We start from the raw sequence: 22,907 nt of genomic DNA, 5'->3' as shown, positions 1-22,907 counted from the left end.
CCCGGGCCCCCCCGCTGGGCGCCCCCAACCACCCCCGCGGATTGGTTGGGGCCGCCCTCCGTGGCGGCCCGCCAACCGCCGATGATCTCAACCGGGCAGCGGCGGTCAGAAGCGGTAGTTCAGGTTCGCCAGCGCCTCGATGTTCCACGGCCGCGGGCCGACGACCGGGACGCACGCGGCCCCGCTCACGGTGAACCGGTTCCACCGGAAGTGCGCGCCGCCCGTGAGGTTCACCTGGTCCTGCAGGTAGATGAGCCCGTTCGGGTCGCGGTTGCTCAGCGGGATGCGGACGTGCGCCTCGAACGTCGGGGTGACCCGCGGCACGACCCCGCCGCCGTCGTTCAGGGCGTACCCCGTGGCCCAACTCGAACCCAGCAGCGTCACGTCGAGCTTGTCGGTCGGCACGATCAGGTTGGTGATGGTCTGCGCGTAGCCGCGGCCGAAGGTGTGGACCCCGCCGACCCACGGCTGGAACAGGAACGAGTGCGGGACCGCGGTGCCGTCCGGGAAGACCCCCGAGCCGCTGCCGGTCGGCGCCGTCAGCACCAGGCCGGCCGAGAGCAGGTCGCCGGTCTCGACGTTGTTGATGAGGGCGTACTTGAACAGCACGCTCAGGTCGCCCGACGCGGTCTGGCCGGTGCCGCCCGGGCCGCTCACCTGGACGTACGGCATGCGGATGCCGACCGACCCGTCGCCGCCGAAGACCGTCTTCTCGAACCCGAAGAACTGCCGGTTCTGCGTCACGTCCCCGAACCCCGGGTTCAGCGCCGCCCCCAGCCCGTCGTAGTAACTGTACCCGAAGTACGCCCGGTCCACCGGCCGCGGGCTGTCGTTGTCCGTGATCATGATGCCGCTGTACCGCCCGGCCACGATCGTCTGCACGTCGCGGAACACCGGCACCGGCACGCTCCCGAACACCGCCTGGTTCACGTTGCGGAACACCGGCGTGACGATGACCGTTTCGCGGTTCGTCTGCGGGTCGACGATGACCTGGCTCGTCGTCCCGACCTGCTGCTGCACGACGACCGAGCCGACCTGCTGCTGCTGGAAGGTGACGCCCACCTGCACCCGCTGGCGGATGAAGATGCCGGGGAAGTCGCCGTCGAACGTCTCGTTGAACGACCGCCCCTGGAACCCCCCGCCGGCCGTTTGCGTGGCGAACGGCGAGGTGAGGGTGGTCATCGGGTCGGGCGCGGGCCGCAGGGGCGGCAGCGGCGGGCTCTGCGGCACCCCGGGCCAGTTCGGCAGCGCCGGCACGGGGTCCGGCGGGAACGGCCGCGTGTACGCGGTCGGTGCGACGCGCGACGGCCCCTCGACGAGCGGCACGACCGGCGGGAGCTGCTCCTGGGCGCGGGCCGGCCCGACCAGCCCGGCGAACACGAGAACGGCCCCAGCGGCGGCTCGGAACATGGCAACCCCCATCCGCGGAGCGTCTGACGCAGGGCACTCCGTGTTGGAGTTATCGGCACAACCGCACCGGCCAGTTGAGCCGACTTTGCCGGCCGTGCCGGTTCCGCCGGCCGGGGCGCCCGCGTGCCTCGTACGTGGTTACGGCTGGGTCGTGAACTGGAGGCCGGTGCGGGCCGGGGTCGCCTCGCCGGGGAGCGTGTCCGGCGGGGCGTGCCGCCACTCCGCCTTGCCCGCCGTCTGCTGGTACCCGATCCAGTACAGCCGCTCCAGCTCGGCCGGGTCGAACGCGAACGAACTGGTGGTGCCCACGAAGTCGTTCGGCAGGGCCATGAGCCGGAACTGGCACCGGTTCACCGCGCACAGGGCGTACAGCTTCACCAGGTCGGACCGGAACAGCGCGTACAGCGAGTTCGACACGCCGCCGAACAGCAGGGTCGTGATCTTCGGGCCTTCCTTCAGCGGGTCGCGGTAGAACTTCCCGGCCGAGAGCACCCACGCGGTGGACCCGGGCGGGATGCCGGCGGGGGTGCGGACGAACGCCTGGAGCATGTTCCCCGCGTCGCAGTGCATCTCCTTGAACCGCACCCCGTTCACCTCGACGCACAGTTCGACCGGCCGCACGCCCCCCGGGGGCGAGCACGCGGCCAGGAGGATCTTGCGGATCAGGACCGGTGCGTCGGGGCGGCCCGACGCGGCGATCGACGTGATGTCCCAGATCGCGGGCCGGTTCGACTGCACCTCGACCGTGCCGACGTATACGCGGCGGCCCTCGGCGTGGGCCGCCCGCATGTCGCACATGAACTCCGGGGTGATCTCCTTCTCGAACCGCTCCTCGAGCGGGGCGTTGGAGAAGAACCCGGTCCGGTACCGGAGCGCCTTGAACAGTTCCAGCTTGTACAGGTCGGTCCGCTTGATGTTGCTGAAGCTGTAGGCCAGCCGCTTGTCGTACTTCGGGCCGAGGAACGCGAGCACGGCCGTGGCCGCGCCGCTGCTGATGCCGGTCGCGACGTCGAACACGGGCCGGTCGCCGGCCGCGGTCCACCCGTTGAGGACGCCCGCGGTGAACGCGCCGTACTTCCCGCCGCCGGACATCACGAGCATGTTGATGGGCCGCCCCGGGTTGACGGGCGGTGGCTGCCCCATAAGGACCGCGGACAGGCTGGTGACGGCGTCCGTGTCCCCGTCGCGGGACGGCGGCGACCCGTCGGCGTTGAGCCACACCTTGCCCACGAGGTGCGCCGGCGGCCCCTCGTAGGGCTTCGACCGGCACCCCACGACGACCGCAAGCGCGAGCGCGACCGGTACGAGGTACGCGGCCAGCCGGCCCCTCAGCGGAGAGCAGCAAGTCATGACGTCCACCCGCGAGCCTGATGACACGAAAGGCCGGCGAATACCGCGGGCGGGGAACCGGGTCAAGGCATTCGCGGGAGAATTGTGGGCGGTCACCGCTCGTCGCGCTGCACCCACTTCGTGGCCGGGTCCGGGGGCTCCCAGGCGGCGAGCCGGGCGAGCAGGTCCGGGACCGAGTCGGCCACCAGGAGCAGGTCGCGGTGCTTCGGCTTGAGGAGCCCCTCGCCGGTAACGTGGTCGAGCCACCCGAGCAGGGGCGTGAAGAACCCCGCGACGTTGAGGACCGCGACCGGCTTCCGGTGGATGCCGAGCTGCCCCCAGGTGAGGATCTCGAACAACTCGTCGCAGGTGCCGTACCCGCCGGGGAGCGCGACGAACGCGTCGGCCCGGTCGGCCATGAGCGCCTTGCGGGCGTGCATCGAGTCCACGACGACGAGTTCGGTGCAGCCCTCCATCGCGACTTCTTTGTGCGCCAGCGCGTGCGGGATCACGCCGAGGACCGTGCCGCCGGCCTCGAGCGCCGCGGTCGCGACGACGCCCATCAGCCCGACCCGGCCGCCGCCGTACACGAGGCCGAGCTCCTGTTCGGCGAGCGCCCGGCCGAGGTCCCGGGCGGCGGCCGCGAACGCCGGGTTGGTCCCCGGGGCCGAGCCGCAGAACACGCACACCTGCTTCACGGGTGGACCTCCGGGTCTGGTGGCACGGGTAGCTGACCCCGGCTACACGGCGAACTCCTGGCGAGAACCGCTGGGGCGGCCCGCGTGTGGCGAACGACTTGAACCCGGCGGCCGCAGTCCAGTGCTCGCGGCACCACAGGCCAGAGCCCTGTGGCACCGGTTAGACCGCGGGCGGCCCGAGGAACCCGCTGCGGGCGATCGGCCCCTCGATCTCGGTGCCGCGGCGGAGCCAGAGCAGCAGGGGCGTCGTGAGCATGGTCGTCGCGAGCGCCATGAGCACGAGCACCGCGTACAGGCTCCGCGGCACCACGCCGAGTTCGTACCCGAGGTTGATCGCGATCAGCGCCATGAGCCCGCGGGCGTTCATCATCGCGCCGATGATCCCGCCCTCGCGCCAGGTGAACCCGCTGAGCCGCGCCGCGAGGCCGCACCCGACGAACTTCCCGGCCACCGCCGCGGCGACCACCGCGGCGCAGATGACCCACACCGCCCCGCCCGTGAGGCTCGTGACGTCGGTCCGCAGCCCGGTGTAGGTGAAGAACACCGGCACGAAGAACCCGGTCACCACGTCGTGCAGCTTCGCGGCCGCGGCCGTTCGCAGCTCCTCCTGGTCGGACAGCACCGCCCCGAGGAGGAACGCCCCGAAGACGGCGAAGATGCCGATCAGGTTCGTGGCCACCGCCGCCAGGAAGAGGGCGACGAACAGCACCGCGAGCGCGTTCGGGGACAGCGCGCCCCCGTTCCGCGCCATCGACCGCTTGAAGTACCCGACCAGCAGCGGCCGCGCCACGAACGCCATGCCGAGGGCGAACGCGGCCGTGAGGCCGATCATGCGGAGGGTCGCGAGCGGGTCGAAGTCCGAGTTCACCACGGCCGCGACGGTCGCCAGCAGGATCCACCCGATGGCGTCGTCCACGGCGGCCGCGGTGATCGTGATCGCCCCGAGCCGCGTGCGGGTGACGCCCAGTTCCATCATGATGCGGCCGAGGACCGGCATCGCCGTGATGGACAGCGCGACCCCCAGGAACAGCGTCAGGCCGAGCTTCGAGACCGGACCCGCGACCGGGTGCGGTTCCAGGTACGGGTGGATCCGGGGCGCGAGGAACGCGCCGAGTACGAACGGCACCGTGATCCCCGCGAGCGAGATCAGGATCGCGGCCCGGCCGTGCCGGCGCACGTGCCCGGCCTCGAACTCCAGGCCCACGAGGAACAGCAGGAAGATGAGCCCGAGCTGGGCGATCACGGTGAAGATCTTCGGGATCAGCGCGTCGCCGATGGGCCGCTCGATGGGCAGTTCCGGCCGGAACACCCACGCGAACACGTCCGGCGCGACCCACCCGAGCAGCGACGGCCCGAGGAGCAACCCGGCGACGATCTCGCCGACGACGCTGGGCTGCTTCAGCCGCCGCGCGAGCGCGCCGAACGTCCGGGCCGCGGCGATGATGACGACGAGCTGGACGAGGACCGGGAGGAGTAGCGCTTCGGTGTCGAGCCGGGCCAGGTGCCGGCCGGCGGCCGCGACGGCCCCGTCGATCTGAGGTAGCGGCGATTCGATGGCGGGGGCTCCGGCAGGTGGCGGCGGGTCGGGCGCGAGCGCCCGACCACCAGATACCGCCGCGGTCAGTTGGCCTTACCCTCGACGATCGAGGCCTTCGTCGCGCCGACGACCTTCATCAGCTCGTCGATGTCGGCCTTGGCGACCTTGTTCTTCTTCAGCGTGTCCGCCATCAGGGCCGCGAAGGCGTCGAACTCCTCGGCGGTGATCTTCATGCCCGCGTGGGCGCTCTTCATGTCCTTGCCGGTGTACTTGAGCGGCCCGCCGGTCACCTCGCTGACCATCTCGAGGAGCATCTTCTTCAGGTGCGCCGTGCCCTTCGCGTCGAGCTTGTACTTCCCGTCGCGGAGCAGGTTCACCTTCGGGTCCTCGATCGCCACGACCAGGAGGTCGTTGATGACCTTGGCCACCCCGGTCTCGCCGCCGAGGCGGTCCCACAGCGTGGTCTTCTTCGGCTCCACCTTCGTATCGGTCTTCGGGTCGACTTTCGACTCGGTCTTGGGGTCCGCCTTGGAGTTCGGGGCGATCTCGTGCTGGATCTCGTCGAGCGCGTCGCGGAGCACGAACGCGCCCTCGGCCGCCTTCATCCCCTTGGCCTTGTCGAGCTTGTCCTTGACCGACGCGACCAGCTTGGGCCGGTGGTCGAGGAGCGGGACGACGGCGAGGAGCGTGCCCTGGTACAGCCGGTAGCACTCGTCGTGCTTCTTGTCGTTGAAGACGTCGGTGCCGAGCAGGGCGGCCTCGTACACGATGCGGACGACGCGGCGGTCGAGTTCGGTGCGGTCGAGGGGGCGCTGCCCCTCGGCCGCACGGACCGTCGCCCCGCACGCCAGGACCAGCACGACCGCCGACAGCAACCGCGTTCGCATGACCGCCTCCGGGGTGGACCCTGCCGACTTCGACTTCAGTGTACTGTTATCGGCCCGGCGGCGCAACGCCGCCAGCCCCATTCTCCGCCCGCCCGACACTTCCCGCCCGTTGCACTTTCGGGCGGGGCGCGCGTATCGTAGTGGTGAGGGAGGAGCGCCGCCATGACCCGCGATCGTGCGTACGACGAGGACGACCGCCCCCGCCGCGACCGGGCACGGCCCGGGGTCGCCGGCTGGGTGTTCAGCGCCGCGTTCGGCGTCGCTCTGGCCGCCGGCGTGTTCCTGGCCCGCGACTACGTCCGCCTGCGGAACGCGCCGCCCCCGACCGACCCGGGCGCCCAGCTCCGCCAGGCCACCGAGCGGCCGCCCCTCGATTCCGAGGAGCGCGAGGCCGTCGAGTTGTTCAAGAAGCTCAAGCCGAGCGTCGTGAACGTGGACGTGGTGCAGCGGCAGCGGGTCGGGTGGCAGGACCAGGTCGCCGAGCGGCAGACCGGCGCCGGGTCCGGGTTCGTGTGGGACGACGACGGCCGCATCGTCACCAACTACCACGTCGTCGCCGAACTCGCCCGGATCCCGAACACGCTCGCCCGCGTCACCCTCGCCGACCGCACCGCGTGGGACGCCGTGGTGGTCGGCGCGAGCCCCGAGTACGACCTCGCGGTCCTCCAGTTCGCGGCCCACGACCGCCCGGCCGCCGGCCGCGTCCGCAAGATCGAACTCGGCACCTCGGGCGACCTCGAGGTCGGCCAGAAGGTGTACGCGATCGGCAACCCGCTCGGCCTGAGCCTGACCATGACGAAGGGGATCATCTCGGCCCTCGACCGGCCCATCAAGTCGCCGGCGAACACGACGATTTCCGGTGCGGTGCAGACCGACGCCGCGATCAACCCCGGGAACTCCGGCGGCCCGCTGCTCGACAAGGCCGGCCGGCTCATCGGCGTGAACACGGCCATCGCCACGACGAGCGGCAGCAGCGGGAACATCGGCATCGGGTTCGCGATCCCGTCGGAACTCGTGAACACCGTCGTCACCCAGATCATCCAGCACGGCCGCGTCCTCCAGCCCGACCTCGGGCTCGAACTCGTCGACCAGCAGAAGGTGCGGCGGGCGCGGTTCGACCACGGCGTCATGGTCGAGCGCGTGGCGCCGAACGGCCCGGCGGCGAAGGCCGGGCTCCGCGGGCTCGCGGTCACCGCCCGCCGCGTCGAGCAGTTCGGCGACCTCGTCACGGGCATCAAGGGCGAGACCATCGACGGCGTCGAGGACTACGAGAGGGTGGTGCGGTCGCTGAAGCCCGGCGAGCCGGTCCAGGTGAAGTTCCGCCGCATCGACCTGCCCGAGAACGGTCGCGGCGCGCCACGGGAGACCGAGAAGGAAGTCACGCTCACCGTGGGCTCGTCCTGAAGTGCCCCAAACCACTCAGACCTCCCGGGCACCGCACCAGGTGGCCCGAACCTGCCGATCCCGCGGGCATTTTGCCCCGTGGGTGCGCACTTCCCGTGTGAATTCTGCGCAGGCGCTTGCCGATCCTTCTGCGGTCGCTATATTTTGAGCGCTGCCGGACGGTCGGCAGAATCTCTCCCCGTTCGCGATTCCACGCGGGCGGGCCGCCTCGGAAGGGTCGAGTCATGGTCAGCAGTGTCATGCGTGCCGACGTGGACTTCATTGAGGAGCTGCGGCTCCGCCGCTGGGCGCGGGAGAATTATGTCCCCGCGGATGAGCGCGAGCCGGCCTGGCATCCGATCATCCTTGAGGAGATGCGCCGCAAGGACGGGGAAGTGAGCGAGGCCGTGCTGGTCGGCTGACGCCGACCCGGTCCGCCGTCCTGCCGATCCGACAATCGCGGGCGTGTCCAGAGGGGCACGCCCTTCTTCTTTGTGTTTAGTGTTTAGTGTTTAGTGTTTAGTGTTCCATCACGAAACCGGGACCGGCCCGGCCAGTGGAGCGGAACTAGACACTAAACACTCAAACACTAAACACTCCTCGCCGCAGGCAGGAGGCCACCATGGGTTTCTTCACGGGTCGCGTGACGTTTCTGCGGTTCAAGGTGAACGGGCCGGCCCCGAAGATGTTCGACCAGGAGCACCTGGACCGGCTCGCCGACCGCTCCGCGGGCCGCCAGAAGCTCGCGTCGGCCGACGGCATCGAGACCGGGTGGACCGCCGGCGACCACATCCTGGATACCGACTTCGACCTCGCAAAGAACATCATCAACGACACCCTCTCGTTCGACCTGCGGGTGGACACGGACAAGCTCCCGAGTGACCTGCTCCGGGCGTACTACTCCGTCGAGCTGAAGGCGCTCTCGAAGAAGAACCCGAGCGGGCTCCCGAGCGCCCGGCAGAAGCGCGAGGCCAAGGAGGCGGCCCGCGAGCGCCTGGAGTTCGAGGCGAAGGACGGCCGGTACCGCAAGCGGAAGTGCTTCCCGGTCCTGTGGGACCTGCTCTCCAACGAGGTGCTGTTCGGGGCCACGTCGCTCACCCAGGTGGACCGGCTGTGCAGCCTGTTCGAGCAGACGTTCGGGTACGAACTGGAGTGCGTGACCGCCGGCCGCCGCGCGTACCACCTCGCCGAGCTGGGCAGCCGCACCCGGATGGTGGACGACTCGTCGCCCAGCGCGTTCGTGCCCGGCGTCACCCCGCCGGACGTCGCGTGGATCGCCGACGAGAGCAGCCGCGACTTCATCGGCAACGAGTTCCTGCTGTGGCTCTGGTACCAGACCGACGCGCAGTCCGACACGGTGAAGCTCGCGGACGGGTCCGAGGTGGCGATCATGCTGTCGCGGACGCTGACGCTGGAGTGCCCCCGGGGGCAGACCGGGCACGAGACGATCTCGAGCGAGGGGCCGAGCCAGCTCCCCGAGGCGCGCCGGGCCATCCAGAGCGGGAAGCTCCCGCGGAAGGTCGGGCTCACGCTGGTGCGGCACGCGGACCAGTACGAGCTGACCATCCACGCCGAGACGCTCGCGGTGTCGGGGAGCAAGCTCCCGGTGCCGGACGAGGCGATCACCGACCCGCGGGGCAAGCTCGACGACCGCGCGAACCAGCTCCGCGGGCTCATCGAGACCCTCGACCTGCTGTACGACGTGTTCGGCCAGAAGCGGTTCGGCAACGAGTGGGAGGCCGAACTCACCGGCATGCAGAAGTGGCTCAAGCGCGAGGAGCGCCGCGCCGCGTGACGGCCAGCCCGTTTGGGCTGAGGAAGGCCGCCGGTGCCGTGGTCAGGTGGCGCCCCCTCACCCGCGAGTCTTCGAGCGGCGGGTGAGGGGTCTTCGTGGGGACGCCCCCTCGCTCCCAATCGGGTGCGACGCTCACCCCCCAGCGGGCGGGAGCGCCCGCGGCTCGCCGAGGCCGGTGAACTTCGTCAGGAACGCGAGGAACTGGTCGAGCAGGCTCGTCGAGCTGCCGCGGCGGCCCAGGATCACCACCGCCTGGGGCGTCACCGTCACCTTCCCCGCGAACCCGGCCAGCACCACCTCGGCCGAGTTCGCGTCGCTCGCCACGCCGACCTTCACGCCCTCGGGCGGCGCGTCCTCGATCTGGTCCACGAACTCGGCCACGTCCACGGGCCGGGCGAACTCGAACACGAGCCGGTCGAACACCCCGCCGAACACCGCCTGGAACCCCGCCGACTTCACGAAGTCCGGGCCGGACAGCCGCGCGACCTCGCGCTGCCACACCACCTCCGAGAGGTCGTCGGGGTTGATGTTCACCGTCACCGTGTACTCGAAGTCGGGCGTGCGGATGTACCCCATGCCGTCGCGCTCGGCCGACACGTCGAGGTCCTTGCGCTTGTACCCGAACTGCTCGCGGACCATGTCGAACGTGTTGTCGAGGTCGGCCTTCACGTCGGCCACCGCCGCCCGGTTCACGAACTTCCGCGCCCACTCGTTGGCGCGGTCGGGCATGTTGCTCGACTTCCGGTAGCCGGTCAGGTCCTTGATCTTCCCGACCTGCTCCGACCGGAACGCGACCCGCTTCATGCGGCCGGGGTCGAGCAGTTCGCCGCCCGTGCCGAGGAGCTTGCCGAGGTCCGCGACGACGGCCGCCGCGTTCCCCTCGCCGAAGAGTTGCGGGGCCTGCTCCTCGCCGTCGTGGGTCCGGCGGAGGGTCCGCGGGACCGCGTCGGCGAGGAACTCGTGCAGCGCCGCGGCCGTGAGGGCGCCGTCCTTGCCGACGCCCGCCCGCGACTTGCCTGTGAACATCTCGATCAGGTGGTGCCGCCAGATGCCGTGCCGCAGCGCCGCCGACTCGAACGACCGCTCGCCGGGCTCGCACGACACGAGGCCGACGCAGTTCGGCGACGCCTCGAACAGCTTGGCGAGTTCGGCGGCGTCCAGGCCCGACGGCTCGGTCGCCCCGGGGAGCGTGAGGCCGTCGGCGTCGATGAGCACGGCGACCTCGTTGCACTTCGTCTTGTGCAGCGCCGCGAGCAGGTCGGGGATCGCGAGTGACGTCTCGGGGAGGTCGGGGGTGATCGTATCGGCGCACGCGAGGTAGCCGCGGCCCTTGTGGGTGAACCCGCGGGTGACGACGAGCACCAGGAGCGAATCTGCCTTGTCGATGAGCTTCGGGAGCCGCTTCAGGTGCGACTCGATGCCGGCCTTCGTCGTGCGGGTGCCGGCGACCAGGACGCACTTCGCGGGGTTGTACCCGGCGGCGGGCAGCGCGCGGTGGAGTTCGGCGCAGTCCCCCGCAGCGAACGGGACGGGCGGCCCGGCCTCGAAGAACGTCTCGACGGCGATGATCAGAGCGGCGCGATCGGCCACGGCAACCCACCTGTGTACGAAAGAGAACGCGGGCTAAGGTGTGAGTGTACGCCAGCCCCCCGTTCCAGCACAAAGTCAGGTGTTGCGGCCCGGCGGCGCGTGCCGGCGCCCGCCGAGGCCGGGTGGGGCGCGGCCACCAGGCGCGACCGGGTGCGCATCGGGGTTCCCGCCGGCACCCGCGGCGGCCCGGCGGCCGCCCGCGCTGGTTCCCGAACGGGGGCGCGTCGTGCCGTTCCACGACACGTCCGCCGGGGCCGCGTCGGGGATTCCAGACTTCGCCGGGGGGCGACCGCCCCGCCCCCCGGACGGCCCCGCTTCTGCACCCAATGCACCGCCTACCTCGCCCCAGCCGCCTCAACCTACCGCGCGACCCCGCTACGGACCCGGGGGCCCCACCCGGCCCCTCGGCGCGAGCGGCGTCGCGCCCCGGAGCCAGTTCCATGGAGCACAAGGCCCCCACTCGCTCGCCCCTGTCAACCGTACCGCTCGGCACCCGCCGGGCGTTCCTGCAGCGCACGTTCCTCGGCGGCGTGGCCGCGGCACCCCTCGCGGCGGCGGCCCGCGCGCGGGCGGAGGACCCGGTCGCCGCCGCGGACTTCGCGCCGTACGAGTCGGTGTTCCGCCAGATCCGGACCCACGAGAACGACCACGCCGAGTTCCTGCGCAACATGCTGGACGACGACGCCCGACCGAAGCCGACGTTCAGGAACCTGGAGATGCCCGACTTCGTCACCTTCGCGGAGCAGTCGCGGGCCCTGGAGAACACCGACGTGGGGGTGTACACGCTGGCGGTGCCGGCGCTGTTCGGCCGGCGGATGTCCGCGGCGGCGATGCGGATCGCCGAGATCGAGGGGCGGCACGCCGGCGTCCTGAACTACCTCGACGGCGCCCCGATGGCCGCGAACGTGCTCGACCCGACCTCCGACCACTCGTTCGACCCGCCGCTCACGGTCGCCCAGGCCCGGCAGCTCATGGCCCCGTTCATCGCCAACCTCAACGGGGGCCCGCCGCTGGCGTTCTCGGTGGTTCGGTCGGCGGCCAACGACATCGCCATCGCCAACTTCGCCCTCGCCCTCGAGGACCTGGCGTCCGAGTTCTACAACACCAACGTCCCGAAGTTCTACGGGCCGTGACGCCCCGCGGGGGCCGGTCTACCCGGCCTGCCCCAGCGCCTCGAGCCACACCCGCAGGTCGTTCTCGTACTCGCTCGCGAGGTCGCCCTTCACCAGTTGCCGGTGGAACGCGGCCGCGCCCTTGCGGCCCAGGTCGGCGGCCTCGGCGTCCGGGAACCGCTTCTCGGGCCGGGCCGCGACGAGCCGCCGGCACAGCGACACGAGCAGCTCGCTCCCGGCCACCTCGGGGGGCAGCAACTCGGGGACGCGGTGCTCCAGCGTGTGCTTGGCCTCCAGCAGCGCCGAGACCCCGGTCGCCCCGTCGAACGGGGACCGCCCGGCGAGCATCTCGACCAGCACGTACCCCATGCTCGCGAGGTCCGACTGCGGGGACACCGGCGCGCCCTCGAGCACCTCCGGGGCCGCGTACAGCGGGGACCACGCGCACCGCCCCTCGGCCGAGCGGAGGTCGGCCGCCGAGCCGATGTCCACCACCTTCGTGGTCCCGGTCCGCTTGAGCATGATGTTCGACGGCTTCAGGTCGCCGTGCGCGATCCCCTCGCGGTGCAGCGCCGCCAGCGCCGACAGGCAGTCCCGCAGGACGTGGATGGCGACGCCGGGCTTGAGCCGCGGCTGCTTCGGCCCCTCGGTGAGGACCACGTCCTCCACGAACCGCCGGTGGTCGGGGTTGAGCCGCGCGCGGGTGCGGTCGAGGGTGTGCTGCGAGAGCACCTGCCGCAGGTCGAGCCCGTCGACCCACTCCATCCGCATGACGCGGACCCGGGTGTGGGCGGTGAAGTCGTGGACCGCGATGAGGTTCTCGTGCTGCACGGCGGCCACGCGGGCCGCGACCCCGGCGACCCGGGCCATGTCGTCGGCGTACGCCAGCGCGGTGCGGTACGGCTCGGGGGAGAACACCTTGAGCGCGACCGACAGCGCGAACCCGTCGGCCCCGTCGAGCCGGGCCTGGAACACGACCCCCTGGCCCCCCTGACCCACGAGCTTGAGGTCGCCGCACCCGATGGCCCAGCCCACGTCCGTCCCGGCCAGGATGTCGCGGTAGTGCTGGCGCAGCTCGGGGTCGTGGTCGTGGCGGTCGGTGGCGTACGTGTGCCGCTCGGTGTCGTGCGTGCGGGTGGACTCCATGTTGCTCCAGGAGAGGGCCGCCCCTGCGGGGGGGGCCCTATTGTAGCGACCCCGCACGGCCCGCCGCACCCCCAGTTGCAATGCCCCCAGAACGGACAACAGAAGCGATGGGACGCGGGCGACGCGGACAAAAACCGGATGACGAGGATCAGACGAGACCGAACCGTCTGATCGGGTCTTCGATCCGCGCTTCACCCGCGTCGTCCGCGTCCCATCGCTTTGCCCGCCGCTCACTCCGCGTGGCCGCCGGTCGCGGTGAACGCCAGGGCGTCGCGGCCCGGGTCGTAGTCCGCGGTCACGGCCGAGCCGTCGCGGACCTCGCCCTTCAGCAGCATCCGGGCCAGCGGCGTCTCCACTTCCTTCTGGAGCGTCCGCTTCAGGGGCCGCGCCCCGTAGGCCGGGTCGTACCCGACCGCCACGACGTGCTTCTTCGCCGCGTCGGTGAGCGCGAGGGTGACCTTGCGCTCCGCGAGCCGCGCCCGCAGGTAGCCGAGTTGGATCTCGACGATCTGCGTCAGGTCCGCCTCCGTGAGCGCGTGGAACACGATGGTCTCGTCCACGCGGTTCAGGAACTCGGGCCGGAAGTGCTTCCGCAGCTCCTCCAGAACGGCCGACTGCATCCGGTCGTACACCTCGCCGATCCGCGTGTCCTTGAACTGCAGGATTTTCTGGCTCCCGATGTTCGAGGTCATGATGACGATGGTGTTCTTGAAGTCCACAGTGCGGCCCTGCCCGTCGGTGAGCCGGCCGTCGTCGAGCACCTGCAGCAGGACGTTGAACACGTCCGGGTGCGCCTTCTCGATCTCGTCGAACAGGACGACGCAGTACGGCCGGCGGCGCACGGTCTCGGTGAGCTGGCCGCCCTCGTCGTACCCGACGTACCCGGGCGGCGCGCCGACAAGCCGCGAGACCGTGTGCTTCTCCTGGTACTCGCTCATGTCGATGCGGACCATCGCCTTCTCGTCGTCGAACAGGAACTCGGCGAGCGCCCGCGCGAGTTCCGTTTTGCCGACGCCGGTCGGCCCGAGGAAGATGAAGCTGCCGATCGGCCGCTTCGGGTCCTTCAGCCCGGACCGGGCGCGGATCACCGCCTCGGACACCGCGACCACCGCCTCGTCCTGGCCGATCACCCGCTTGTGCAACTCGTCGCCCAGGTGCAGGAGCTTCTCCTTCTCGCCCTCCATGAGTTTCGAGACGGGCACGCCGGTCCAGCGGCTCACGATGGCGGCGATCTCCTCCTCGCCGACCTCTTCCTTCACGAGCCGGTCGTCCTTGTCGCGGTCGCCGGCCGCTTCCGCCGCTGCGAGCTTCCGCTCCAGTTCCGGGAGCTTGCCGTACTTCAGCTCGGCGGCCTTGTTCAGGTCGTAGGCCCGCTCGGCCCGCTCGACGTCGTTCTTCACCTGCTCGATCTGCTCGCGGACGGCTTGCACCTGTTGAACGGCCTGCTTCTCGGCCTGCCACCGGGCGCGCATCGCGTCGGAGTCGGCCTTCAGGTTGCCGAGTTCCTTCTCCAGCTTTTCGAGCCGGTCGCGAGAGGCGCGGTCGGTCTCCTTCTTGAGCGCCTCGCGCTCGATCTCCAGTTGCATGACGCGCCGCGAGACCTCGTCCAGTTCCGTCGGCATCGAGTCGATCTCGGTGCGCACCTTGGCCGCGGCCTCGTCCATCAGGTCGATGGCCTTGTCCGGCAGGAACCGGTCGGTGATGTACCGGTTCGAGAGCACCGCGGACGCGACCAGTGCCGAGTCCTTGATGCGGACCCCGTGGTGCGTCTCGTACCGCTCCTTCAGGCCGCGGAGGATCGAGATCGTGTCCTCGACGGTCGGCTGGTCGACGAACACCGGCTGGAACCGGCGCTCGAGCGCCGCGTCCTTCTCGACGTGCTTGCGGTACTCGTCGAGCGTGGTGGCCCCGATGCAGTGCAGTTCGCCGCGGGCCAGCATCGGCTTGAGCAGGTTGCCGGCGTCCATCGCGCCCTCGGCCTTGCCCGCGCCGACGATGGTGTGCATCTCGTCGATGAACAGGACGATCTCGCCCTTCGACTCGGTGACCTCCTTGAGCACGGCCTTGAGCCGCTCCTCGAACTCGCCGCGGTACTTGGCCCCGGCGACGAGCGCGCCCATGTCGAGCGCGACGATCTTCTTGTCCTTGAGCCCCTCGGGCACGTCGCCGCGGACGATCCGCTGCGCGAGCCCTTCCACCACGGCGGTCTTGCCGACGCCGGGCTCGCCGATGAGCACGGGGTTGTTCTTGGTGCGGCGGCTCAGCACCTGGACGACGCGGCGGATCTCCTCGTCGCGGCCGATGACCGGGTCGAGCTTGCCGCGCTGGGCGAGTTGCGTGAGGTCGCGGCCGTACTTTTCGAGGGACTGGTAGGTCTCCTCGGGGTTCTGCGTGGTGACCCGCTGGCTCCCGCGGACCTCCTTGAGCGCGGTCAGCAGCCGCTCGCGGGTGACGCCGAACTCCTTGAGCGCCTTGCCGGCCGCCCCGGGGTCGTCGGTCGCCGCGAGGAGCAGGTGCTCGACGGAGACGTAGTCGTCCTTGAGCTTCTTCGCCTCCTCCTCGGCGTGGGCGATGAGCTTGATGAACCGGGTCGTGGGCCGCTGGTCGACGTCGCCGGTGACGCGGGGCATCTTCTCCAGTTCCCGCTGGAGCTTGACCGTGAGCGCGTCGACGGACAGCCCGGCCTTCTGGAGCACGGCCGGGGCGAGCCCCTTGTCCTGGTCGAGGAGCGCCATCAGGACGTGTTCGACGTCGAGTTGCTGGTGGTTGAGCCGGGCGGCGAGCTTCTGCGCGTCGGCGATGCCCTGCCGGGCCTTCTCGGTGAGCCGATCGAGATCCATGGGAGTCCTCTGGTTGGGTGCGACTGACCGCCGGAGGGGCGGGCGTACCGTGCTTAGAGGGTCGCGGCGGCGAAAGGGTGCCGGAGCGTCGCCTGTCGGGATTTTACGACGGCCGGGACAACGTAGGCGACTCGCTCCGCGAGTCGCACCCCGGCGCGATGACAGGCACCGGTGGGACTCCAACCGCGGCGGGTGTCACTCGCGGAGCGAGTGACCTACTTTCAGGTGCCGGCCGCCGAGTTGCCCTGGACCGCCCGGCTTGCCGCGGGCATACTCCGGCACGAATGGGAGGGTCGCGCGTGGCTCCTGGCGGTCTCACACGCATTCGGGTCGGGTCGGGCACGGCTCGCGTCGCGCGGGTGCGGCGGGCCGGCGCGTTCGCCTGCGGTCTGCTCCTCGCCACCGGCCTGCTGCTGGGGGCGGGGGAAGCGTACCTCCGGGTCACCCCGCCGAGCGACACCGCCGAGCACCTCGGCGTCCTCTCGCCGAAGACCGGCCCGTTCGAGCCGCACCCCATCTACGGCGCACAGTACCGGTCACTCGAAGCGCTCGACGCCGACAACCCCGGCAAGCTCTCGCAGTACCGCCCGCTCCTCAACTGCCCGAGGCCGCCGAAGGTGTGGGCGTTCTTCGGCAGCTCGTTCGCGCAGGCCCCGGGGATGCTCGCCGACACGACCCGCAGGTTCGTGCCCACCCGGTTCACGTTCAACCTCGGGAAGAACGAGATCGTGCCCGTGCGGCTGGCCCAGGCCGAGTTCCTGCTCGACGCGGGGCTGCCGGTCGAGCACTTGTTCGTCGTGGTGATCCCGCTCGACGGGTACTTTTACGCGATGCACGGGCTCGACCAGATCCGCGTGACGCCCGGAGGCGGCATCAGCTACGACCCGCGGTTCCCCGAAACCGGCGGGTGGCTCGTGCGGACCAGCCGGCTCGTCCGCCAGGGGTGGACGCAGACCGGCCTGCACGCGAACCGGCCGTTCTACCGCGTCCGGCAGTTGAACACGCGCTACGACGGGGCCGTGCTCGCCGACTTCGTCAGGGTGTACGAGGAGTTCGCGAAGACCGCCGCGAGGCACCGCGTGCCCGTGACCGTGGTGCTGCTGCCGAACCACGAGCAGGTGACGCAAGGGGCCGGGTTCGCGTTCCAGGACGCGGTCGCGCCGCGGCTCCGCGAACTGGGCTACGACGTGTGCGACGTGCGCGGGGCGTTCCTCGCGTTCCCGAACAAGCCCGCTCTGTTCATCCCCGACAAGCACTTCTCGGACGTGGGCAACCGGCTGCTGCTGGCGACGCTCCTCAGTCATCTGAAGGCGACCGACCCGGCGTCGGCCGACCTCCCCGACCCGAACGCGGTGCGCCCGTGAGTTTCGAGCAGAAGCCGTTCCTGATCCTGTTCGCGGTCGTGTTCGTCGCGTGGCTCGTCCTGCGCCGCCGCGAGCACGCGTCCGTGGCGCTGCTGCTCGCCGCGAGCCTCGTGTTCTACGCCTTCAACCACTGGTTCCTGCTCCCGATCCTGCTCGCGTACTGCGTGGTGAACTGGGTCGTGGCTGGCCGAATAAATTCGAAGCACGAAGCACGAAGCACGAACGTAGACAAACCCGAAACGCGGACACCCCTGGTTTCGGATTTCGAGTTTCGGATTTCGAGTTTACTGTGGCTCTGGCTCGGCGTCGGGTTCAACCTCGTCGTGCTGTGCTACTACAAGTACACGCCGCTCCTCGTGCAGTCGCTCGCCGACGCGCTGCCGGGGGTCGTTCCCACCGTGCCGGCGGGCGCCTTCGAGAAGTGGAGCATCCCGTACGGCATCTCGTTTTACGCCTTCACCGGCATCGCCTACATGGTGGACGTGTACCGCGGCACGACACCGGCCGAGCCGAGCTTCTGGCGGTACACGCTCTCGGCCGCGTTCTTCCCGCACCTCGTCGCCGGGCCGATCCTGCGGCCCAACGAGTTCCTCGACAGGGTGCGGCCGGGACACCTCCCGACCGAGCCGGAGGCACCGGGCGAGGCGGTGTGGCTGATCGCCCGCGGGTTCTTCAAGAAGCTCGTCGTCGCCGACCGCATCGGCCTCGCGATCGACCCGTTCTTCGCGCACGTCGGCGACCCGACCACGGCCGGCGTGTGGGCGCTGCCGTACGTGTGGCTGTACGCGCTGCAGATCTACTTCGACTTCTCGGCGTACACCGACATGGCCCGCGGGTTCGGGCTGCTGTTCGGGTACCGGTGGCCCGAGAACTTCAACGCCCCGTACCTCGCTACGTCGGTCACCGAGTTCTGGCGGCGGTGGCACATGACGCTGTCGCGGTTCCTGCGCGACTACGTGTACGTCTCGCTCGGCGGCAACCGCAAGGGCCGGGTCCGCACGCACCTGAACCTGATGCTCACGATGCTCCTCGGCGGGCTGTGGCACGGGGCGAACTGGTCGTTCCTCGTGTGGGGCGGGTTGCACGGCGCGTTCCTGATCCTGCACAAGCTCTGGTCCGGCACCCGGCTCGCGACCTGGCTCGGCGAACGCTCCGGCGCGGCCCGGGTGCTGTGGCACGCCGTCGCGCTGGCGGTGACGTTCCACTGCGTGTGCCTCGCGTGGTGCTTCTTCCGGCTCACGGCGTTCGCCGACAGCGTGGCGTGCGTGCGGAAGTGGGTGGACTGCGACCCGGCGAAGATGTGGGGCGGCCCGTGGTGCGACCCGGCCGTGTGGCTCGCGCTCGGGTTGTACGTTGCTCTGATGAGTGCGGCCGAGGCGTGCGGGCGGCTCGCGAATCGCGCCGGGGACGCCCGCGGCGCGTTCGGTGCCGGAATGGTGTGGGGGGTGCGGGTTGCGGCGCTCGCGCTCGCCGTGCTCGTCTCGCCCAGCGGCGCGAAGTCGCCGTTCATCTACTTCCAGTTCTGAGAGCGAGTCACTCGGTGGAGATCATCGGCGGTTGGCGGGCCGCCACGGAGGGCGGCCCCTACCAGAGACTTGGTTCGTAGGGGCCGCCCTCCGAGGCGGCCCGCGTGAGGCGAACGACTCAACAGAGCAGAAGCGCGTGTCAGGGATTCGCGAGCGAGGGGCGAGCGCTGGCTCGGCGCTCGGGCTCAACATTTCCGTAGGCTGTGTGAATCACGGTTCCCCGAGCCACGGTGAGGGCGATGAGCGACATCGAACTGGCGGTGACGCGGGCGAAGGCTCTGGAGTCGCTCCTCGAACAGGCGCTCGGCGCGACCGGCAAGGGGTTGCACGAGAAGGTGTCGAGCGTGCAGGACCGCCTCGCGCCGGCGCTGGTGAAGCGGATGCGGTTCGTCGCGACCGTGCGCAACAAGATCGTCCACGAATCGAACTACCAACAGATCGACGACCGCACCGGATTTGTTCGCGCGTGCGATGAAGCCGAGGCCGAGTTAAGGTCCCTCCTCACTCCGGTCGGCCAACCCGGGTGCTTCCGGTTCTTCGTCCTCGTTGCGGGCACCGCGATCCTGGTCGCGCGGGCCGCACTCTGACCCCTCTCGACACGTCCCGGGAGTTGAACCGTGCTCCCACCCGACCCCGCGGCGAAATTTTTTCTCGATTATGGACCCGCGATAACGGGGTACAATTGGACGCCCGTTTCGGGCGGTTTCAGTGGCGCCGAGGTGTGGCGCGGGGACGGCGCGACGGGGCCGGCTCTGGCCCTGAAGGCGTGGCCACCGGACGTCACACCCGCACGCCTCGGTGACATTCACGCCACGGTCGCGCGAGCCGCGCACCTTCCGTTCGTGCCCCAAGCGGTTCGAACGGCGACGGGGGCGTCGCTCGTGTGGGACGGCCGCCGGTGCTGGGACCTGACCCACTGGGCGCCGGGGGCGGCGACCGACGCACCGAGCGTCGCCGAGGCCGCGGCCGCGGGCGCGGCAGTTGCGCGGCTCCACAGAGCGTGGCCCGCCGAGGGGACCGGCCCGTGCCCCGGCGTCGCCAACCGGCTCCGCGCCCTGGCCGACTTCCGCGCGCGCCTGGGCGGGGCGGTGCCGCCCCGGCCGCCCGTTGCGGAGGGCCAGATTCCCCTTGTGCGTCGCGCGTGGGGCCTCGTCGCCGCCTGCGCCGGCCGGGCCGAGCGGGCGCTGGGGCCGTGGGCCAGGGAGCGGGTCCGGCTGTCGCCGTGCGTCCGCGACCTGCGTTCGGAACACATCCTGTTCACCTGCGGCGCGGTAACCGGCCTGATCGATTTCGGCGCGCTGGCGATCGACCACCCGGCCGTCGATCTGGCCCGCTACCTCGGCGACCTCGACGGCGGCGACCGAACTGGCGCGGTTCTCGGCGCGTACCGCAGCGAGGCCCCGCTCGACGTGCCGGACGAGTTCGTCCGGCTCCTGGCACGCACTGGCGCGGTGTGCTCGTTGGTGGGCTGGCTCGTCCGGCTCGTCGCGGAGCGCCGGACGTCTGCCGAAGAGGCGGCCGTGACCCGCCGAATCGCTCGCCTGATCGAGCGGGTGGAGCAATTCGCGCCGGAGTAAGACTCGGAGAAAAAGCGGTCGGTTGTCGGCATTCTCGGCACGACCCGGCGATTTCATGCTCTCAGTGATTTGACTCTCCGAATCGTGAAGCTAGTGTTCGGGACATGAACGGTCGCTGGACGCACTGACCCGAACGATCGGAACCGGAGTCTCCACCACTCGTGTGGCGTGCGGGACCGAATCGGTCCGCGAGGTCGAGGTCGGGCCGCGACCGTGACCGGGCTCTTGCGGAGGAACTCATGCTCGGCCGGTTCGCACGGTCGGCCGCTGCTCTCCTCAACCGGGAAAGCGGCCCAACGGCGGTCGGGTTTGCGGTGATGCTCGCCATGGTCGCCATGGCCTTCCTCACCGCAATCTCAACGCTGGGGGAGACAACTGCGGGGTTCTAGGACCCCGCGGTCACAACGGTGCAGGTGAACCGGCGGGCCGGGATCGCGCCCTGAGCAGTCGGATCAAAATCACGTGTCGGGGCTGGGAACCATCGACACGAGAACAGTGTTCGGATAGATTCACCCACACAACAAACGGGAGACTCCCATGCGCAGCCTGACGAAGAAGCTGGTTTCGTTCGTGAAGAAGGAAGACGGCCCGACGGCGGTCGAGTACGCGGTGATGCTGGCCCTGATCGTGGTCGTGTGCATCGCGGCCATCTCGGCCCTGGGCAAGAACGCCAACAACACGTTCTCCAAGGTCGGATCCTCCGTCAACCAGTAAGTCCGAAGCGGGACCGCCCAACCGGCGGCCCACCGCATCGCGTCCGTCATTCGACCCGGACGACTGTTCGGCCGGGTCAACATCGGTCCCTCGTTTCACCCTGAATTGGAGACTCCCATGCGCAGCCTGACGAAGAAGCTGGTTTCGTTCGTGAAGAAGGAAGACGGCCCGACGGCGGTCGAGTACGCGGTGATGCTGGCCCTGATCGTGGTCGTGTGCATCGCGGCCATCTCGGCCCTGGGCAAGAACGCCAACAACACGTTCTCCAAGGTCGGATCCTCCGTCAACACGTAAGACCGAACCGTTCGGGAGCGTGGCGCAACGATCGATTTGTTGCCCGCGACGCTCCTTAATGACATCTGCTAAAACCCACCCGACATCGGGTGGATCCACCTACTGGCGTACCACGCGGTACAGGTTCCGAACTCGAGGGCAAATTTGAGGCATTGTCATAGTTCGCGACAGCCTCCCCCGTTCTTGCTGCTGACGCTCGGTTGCTCTCGCCGAGGCGACTCGCTCGAGTTCCCACTTGGTCGCAGTGAGGTCGTCCCGTTTGACGCCTACGTCTCGAACCCTACAACTCCTCACTTGGATGTCCCCATGCGCAGCCTGACGAAGAAGCTGGTTTCGTTCGTGAAGAAGGAAGACGGCCCGACGGCGGTCGAGTACGCGGTGATGCTGGCCCTGATCGTGGTCGTGTGCATCGCGGCCATCTCGGCCCTGGGCAAGAACGCCAACAACACGTTCTCCAAGGTCGGATCCTCCGTCAACCAGTAAGACCGAACCGTTCTCCGCGACGCACCGCCGATTAGCGGAGCCGGGCTAATCTCAGCCCGGCTCCTTGCTTTTGGTGCGTTTGTCCGGCAAGCTCTCCGGGGGGCCGCTTCAGCCGCCGTGCCCCGCCTCACGTCGCCCGCTCCACGTCGCCCCGACGCCGTTCGAATCAAAAACTACGCGGGGTCGGCCGCGGAATACGCTACCCTTTCACCATTCCGATCCTCCTGCGATCCACCACGACCCGGCACAACCACCGATGGGTAACCCCGACTCCAAGACGCCCGCCCCGACCGCGGACGCCCCGGCCACCGAAACCGACGACCTCGGCCTCGACCGCGAGTTCTTCCTCATCCTGGCGCGGGCACCGGTCCTGGCTCTGATCTGGCTGGCGGCGGGTGCGGCGGCCCATCAATTCTGGGCTGCCTTATCTCCCACGGGTGGGCTCAACGCCGGCCCGCTCGTCGTCCTGTGCTTCGGGATGGTCCTCGCCGCGTTCATCGACGGGTGGGCGCTCAAGGTTCCGAACTGGGTGACGTTTCCCCTGATCCTGAGCGGGTGGATGCAGGGCGCGCTCCACGATTTCGGGGTGCCGATCGATGCCGGCACCGGCGGGTTCCTGATGTCGGTGGGCTGCACCGCGGTCGGGTTCCTGCTGCTGTTCCCGATGCTGGCGATCGGCGGCGTGGGCGTCGGCGACGTGAAGATGCAGATGGGGTTCGGCGCGTGGGTCGGCGCGTACTTCGGCTCCGGGGCCACGACCGCCGCCGTCGGCCAGGCCGACCTGCACGCCCTGATGGTGGTGTTCTGGGGCTTCGCCTACGGGGCACTCGTCGGCGGGGCGTTCGGGCTCATCATCATCTTCATCCGCCGCCAGTGGGGCGCGAACGCCCAGATGTACCGCGAAATTGGGGGCGACCTCGTAAGGTTCGCCTCCGGCAATGCGGCCGAGGCCGCGAAGCGGGCCGAGGAGCGTCGGAAAAAGTGGGTCAAGCTGCCGTACGGGATCCCGCTTTGTGTCGGATTTCTCCTCTTTTTGGGTCAGAAACTGATCCTGGAGGGGTGAAAACTCTCGCTCGGGATCACAAATTCCGGCGATTCATGCCGATTGTGAACCTGGGTGAGCTATAAGGATTGGTAAGCTGCGAAAAGTTTGCGTGAACAGACCAGTCGGAATGACTGAAGTAACCCGACCTCTCGGGTCGAATCTTTACACGGGTAAGTC

The 22,907-nt window shown here is 69.8% G+C and carries 21 protein-coding genes; 13 read left to right on the top strand and 8 right to left on the bottom strand.

Annotated elements, in window-relative coordinates:
* Positions 1 to 105: 105 nt before the first annotated feature.
* The 5 genes from ACTIGN_RS29130 to ACTIGN_RS29110 all read right to left on the bottom strand — a co-directional run bounded on the left by ACTIGN_RS29130 (position 106) and on the right by ACTIGN_RS29110 (position 5,861).
* Positions 106 to 1,410 carry a hypothetical protein gene (locus ACTIGN_RS29130; protein ID WP_439630529.1) on the bottom strand — a complete coding sequence of 435 codons (1,305 nt, stop codon included), beginning with the start codon at positions 1,408 to 1,410 and terminating at the stop codon, positions 106 to 108.
* Positions 1,411 to 1,548: 138 nt separating this feature from the next.
* Positions 1,549 to 2,760, bottom strand: a complete 1,212-nt coding sequence (locus tag ACTIGN_RS29125) for a patatin-like phospholipase family protein (RefSeq protein ID WP_439630527.1) — start codon at positions 2,758 to 2,760, stop codon at positions 1,549 to 1,551.
* A 92-nt stretch (positions 2,761 to 2,852) separates the two neighbouring features.
* Entirely contained in the window at positions 2,853 to 3,437 is a 585-nt protein-coding gene (locus ACTIGN_RS29120) for a TIGR00730 family Rossman fold protein (protein WP_439630525.1), read from the bottom strand.
* A gap of 160 nt (positions 3,438 to 3,597) precedes the next feature.
* On the bottom strand, positions 3,598 to 4,878 hold the full coding sequence (locus ACTIGN_RS29115; protein ID WP_439630531.1) for a cation:proton antiporter domain-containing protein: 1,281 nt from the start codon (positions 4,876 to 4,878) through the stop codon (positions 3,598 to 3,600).
* A gap of 179 nt (positions 4,879 to 5,057) precedes the next feature.
* Positions 5,058 to 5,861: a group I truncated hemoglobin gene (locus tag ACTIGN_RS29110; RefSeq protein ID WP_439630523.1), complete on the bottom strand. Its 804-nt coding sequence runs from the start codon at positions 5,859 to 5,861 to the stop codon at positions 5,058 to 5,060.
* A 162-nt stretch (positions 5,862 to 6,023) separates the two neighbouring features.
* On the opposite strand from ACTIGN_RS29110, the gene ACTIGN_RS29105 reads away from it, so the two are divergent.
* The 3 genes from ACTIGN_RS29105 to ACTIGN_RS29095 all read left to right on the top strand — a co-directional run bounded on the left by ACTIGN_RS29105 (position 6,024) and on the right by ACTIGN_RS29095 (position 9,039).
* Positions 6,024 to 7,265, top strand: a complete 1,242-nt coding sequence (locus tag ACTIGN_RS29105) for a S1C family serine protease (protein ID WP_439630522.1) — start codon at positions 6,024 to 6,026, stop codon at positions 7,263 to 7,265.
* A 224-nt stretch (positions 7,266 to 7,489) separates the two neighbouring features.
* Complete coding sequence (locus ACTIGN_RS29100; protein WP_439630520.1) at positions 7,490 to 7,666, top strand: hypothetical protein; 177 nt, start codon at positions 7,490 to 7,492, stop codon at positions 7,664 to 7,666.
* Positions 7,667 to 7,866: 200 nt separating this feature from the next.
* On the top strand, positions 7,867 to 9,039 hold the full coding sequence (locus ACTIGN_RS29095; RefSeq protein ID WP_439630518.1) for a hypothetical protein: 1,173 nt from the start codon (positions 7,867 to 7,869) through the stop codon (positions 9,037 to 9,039).
* Between the two features lie 132 nt (positions 9,040 to 9,171).
* Here ACTIGN_RS29095 and ACTIGN_RS29090 read toward each other — a convergent pair whose 3' ends face one another.
* Positions 9,172 to 10,629, bottom strand: a complete 1,458-nt coding sequence (locus ACTIGN_RS29090) for a caspase family protein (protein ID WP_439630516.1) — start codon at positions 10,627 to 10,629, stop codon at positions 9,172 to 9,174.
* 440 nt (positions 10,630 to 11,069) lie between these two features.
* Between ACTIGN_RS29090 and ACTIGN_RS29085 the strand changes: the two genes are divergently transcribed.
* A complete protein-coding gene (locus ACTIGN_RS29085) occupies positions 11,070 to 11,762 on the top strand; it encodes a ferritin-like domain-containing protein (protein ID WP_439630514.1) in 693 nt (230 codons plus the stop codon).
* 18 nt (positions 11,763 to 11,780) lie between these two features.
* Here ACTIGN_RS29085 and ACTIGN_RS29080 read toward each other — a convergent pair whose 3' ends face one another.
* The gene (locus tag ACTIGN_RS29080; RefSeq protein ID WP_439630512.1) at positions 11,781 to 12,887 is read right to left on the bottom strand and encodes a serine/threonine-protein kinase; all 1,107 of its coding nucleotides are present in this window, start codon (positions 12,885 to 12,887) and stop codon (positions 11,781 to 11,783) included.
* A gap of 230 nt (positions 12,888 to 13,117) precedes the next feature.
* On the bottom strand, positions 13,118 to 15,727 hold the full coding sequence (clpB, locus tag ACTIGN_RS29075; protein ID WP_439630510.1) for an ATP-dependent chaperone ClpB: 2,610 nt from the start codon (positions 15,725 to 15,727) through the stop codon (positions 13,118 to 13,120).
* 299 nt (positions 15,728 to 16,026) lie between these two features.
* On the opposite strand from clpB, the gene ACTIGN_RS29070 reads away from it, so the two are divergent.
* The 9 genes from ACTIGN_RS29070 to ACTIGN_RS29030 all read left to right on the top strand — a co-directional run bounded on the left by ACTIGN_RS29070 (position 16,027) and on the right by ACTIGN_RS29030 (position 22,748).
* The gene (locus tag ACTIGN_RS29070; protein WP_439630508.1) at positions 16,027 to 17,091 is read left to right on the top strand and encodes a hypothetical protein; all 1,065 of its coding nucleotides are present in this window, start codon (positions 16,027 to 16,029) and stop codon (positions 17,089 to 17,091) included.
* Complete coding sequence (locus ACTIGN_RS29065; protein ID WP_439630506.1) at positions 17,088 to 18,617, top strand: MBOAT family O-acyltransferase; 1,530 nt, start codon at positions 17,088 to 17,090, stop codon at positions 18,615 to 18,617. The genes ACTIGN_RS29070 and ACTIGN_RS29065 overlap by 4 nt, the downstream gene beginning before the upstream one ends.
* Positions 18,618 to 18,856: 239 nt before the next feature.
* Positions 18,857 to 19,204, top strand: a complete 348-nt coding sequence (locus ACTIGN_RS29060; protein ID WP_439630504.1) for a DUF4145 domain-containing protein — start codon at positions 18,857 to 18,859, stop codon at positions 19,202 to 19,204.
* A gap of 30 nt (positions 19,205 to 19,234) precedes the next feature.
* A complete protein-coding gene (locus ACTIGN_RS29055; protein ID WP_439630502.1) occupies positions 19,235 to 20,194 on the top strand; it encodes a phosphotransferase in 960 nt (319 codons plus the stop codon).
* A 239-nt stretch (positions 20,195 to 20,433) separates the two neighbouring features.
* Positions 20,434 to 20,583 (top strand): Flp family type IVb pilin, encoded by a 150-nt coding sequence (locus ACTIGN_RS29050; RefSeq protein WP_439630500.1) that lies wholly within the window; start codon positions 20,434 to 20,436, stop codon positions 20,581 to 20,583.
* A gap of 148 nt (positions 20,584 to 20,731) precedes the next feature.
* Positions 20,732 to 20,908, top strand: a complete 177-nt coding sequence (locus ACTIGN_RS29045; RefSeq protein WP_439630496.1) for a Flp family type IVb pilin — start codon at positions 20,732 to 20,734, stop codon at positions 20,906 to 20,908.
* Positions 20,909 to 21,025: 117 nt separating this feature from the next.
* Positions 21,026 to 21,202, top strand: a complete 177-nt coding sequence (locus ACTIGN_RS29040) for a Flp family type IVb pilin (RefSeq protein ID WP_439630498.1) — start codon at positions 21,026 to 21,028, stop codon at positions 21,200 to 21,202.
* A gap of 306 nt (positions 21,203 to 21,508) precedes the next feature.
* Positions 21,509 to 21,685 (top strand): Flp family type IVb pilin, encoded by a 177-nt coding sequence (locus ACTIGN_RS29035; protein ID WP_439630496.1) that lies wholly within the window; start codon positions 21,509 to 21,511, stop codon positions 21,683 to 21,685.
* Positions 21,686 to 21,941: 256 nt separating this feature from the next.
* Entirely contained in the window at positions 21,942 to 22,748 is an 807-nt protein-coding gene (locus ACTIGN_RS29030; RefSeq protein WP_439630494.1) for a prepilin peptidase, read from the top strand.
* Positions 22,749 to 22,907: the final 159 nt, after the last annotated feature.

It is taken from the genome of Gemmata sp. (assembly GCF_051859125.1).
Taxonomy (GTDB): domain Bacteria; phylum Planctomycetota; class Planctomycetia; order Gemmatales; family Gemmataceae; genus Gemmata.
The sequence above is the reverse complement of the archived record's forward strand: the minus strand, read 5'-3'. Positions and strand labels throughout refer to the sequence as shown.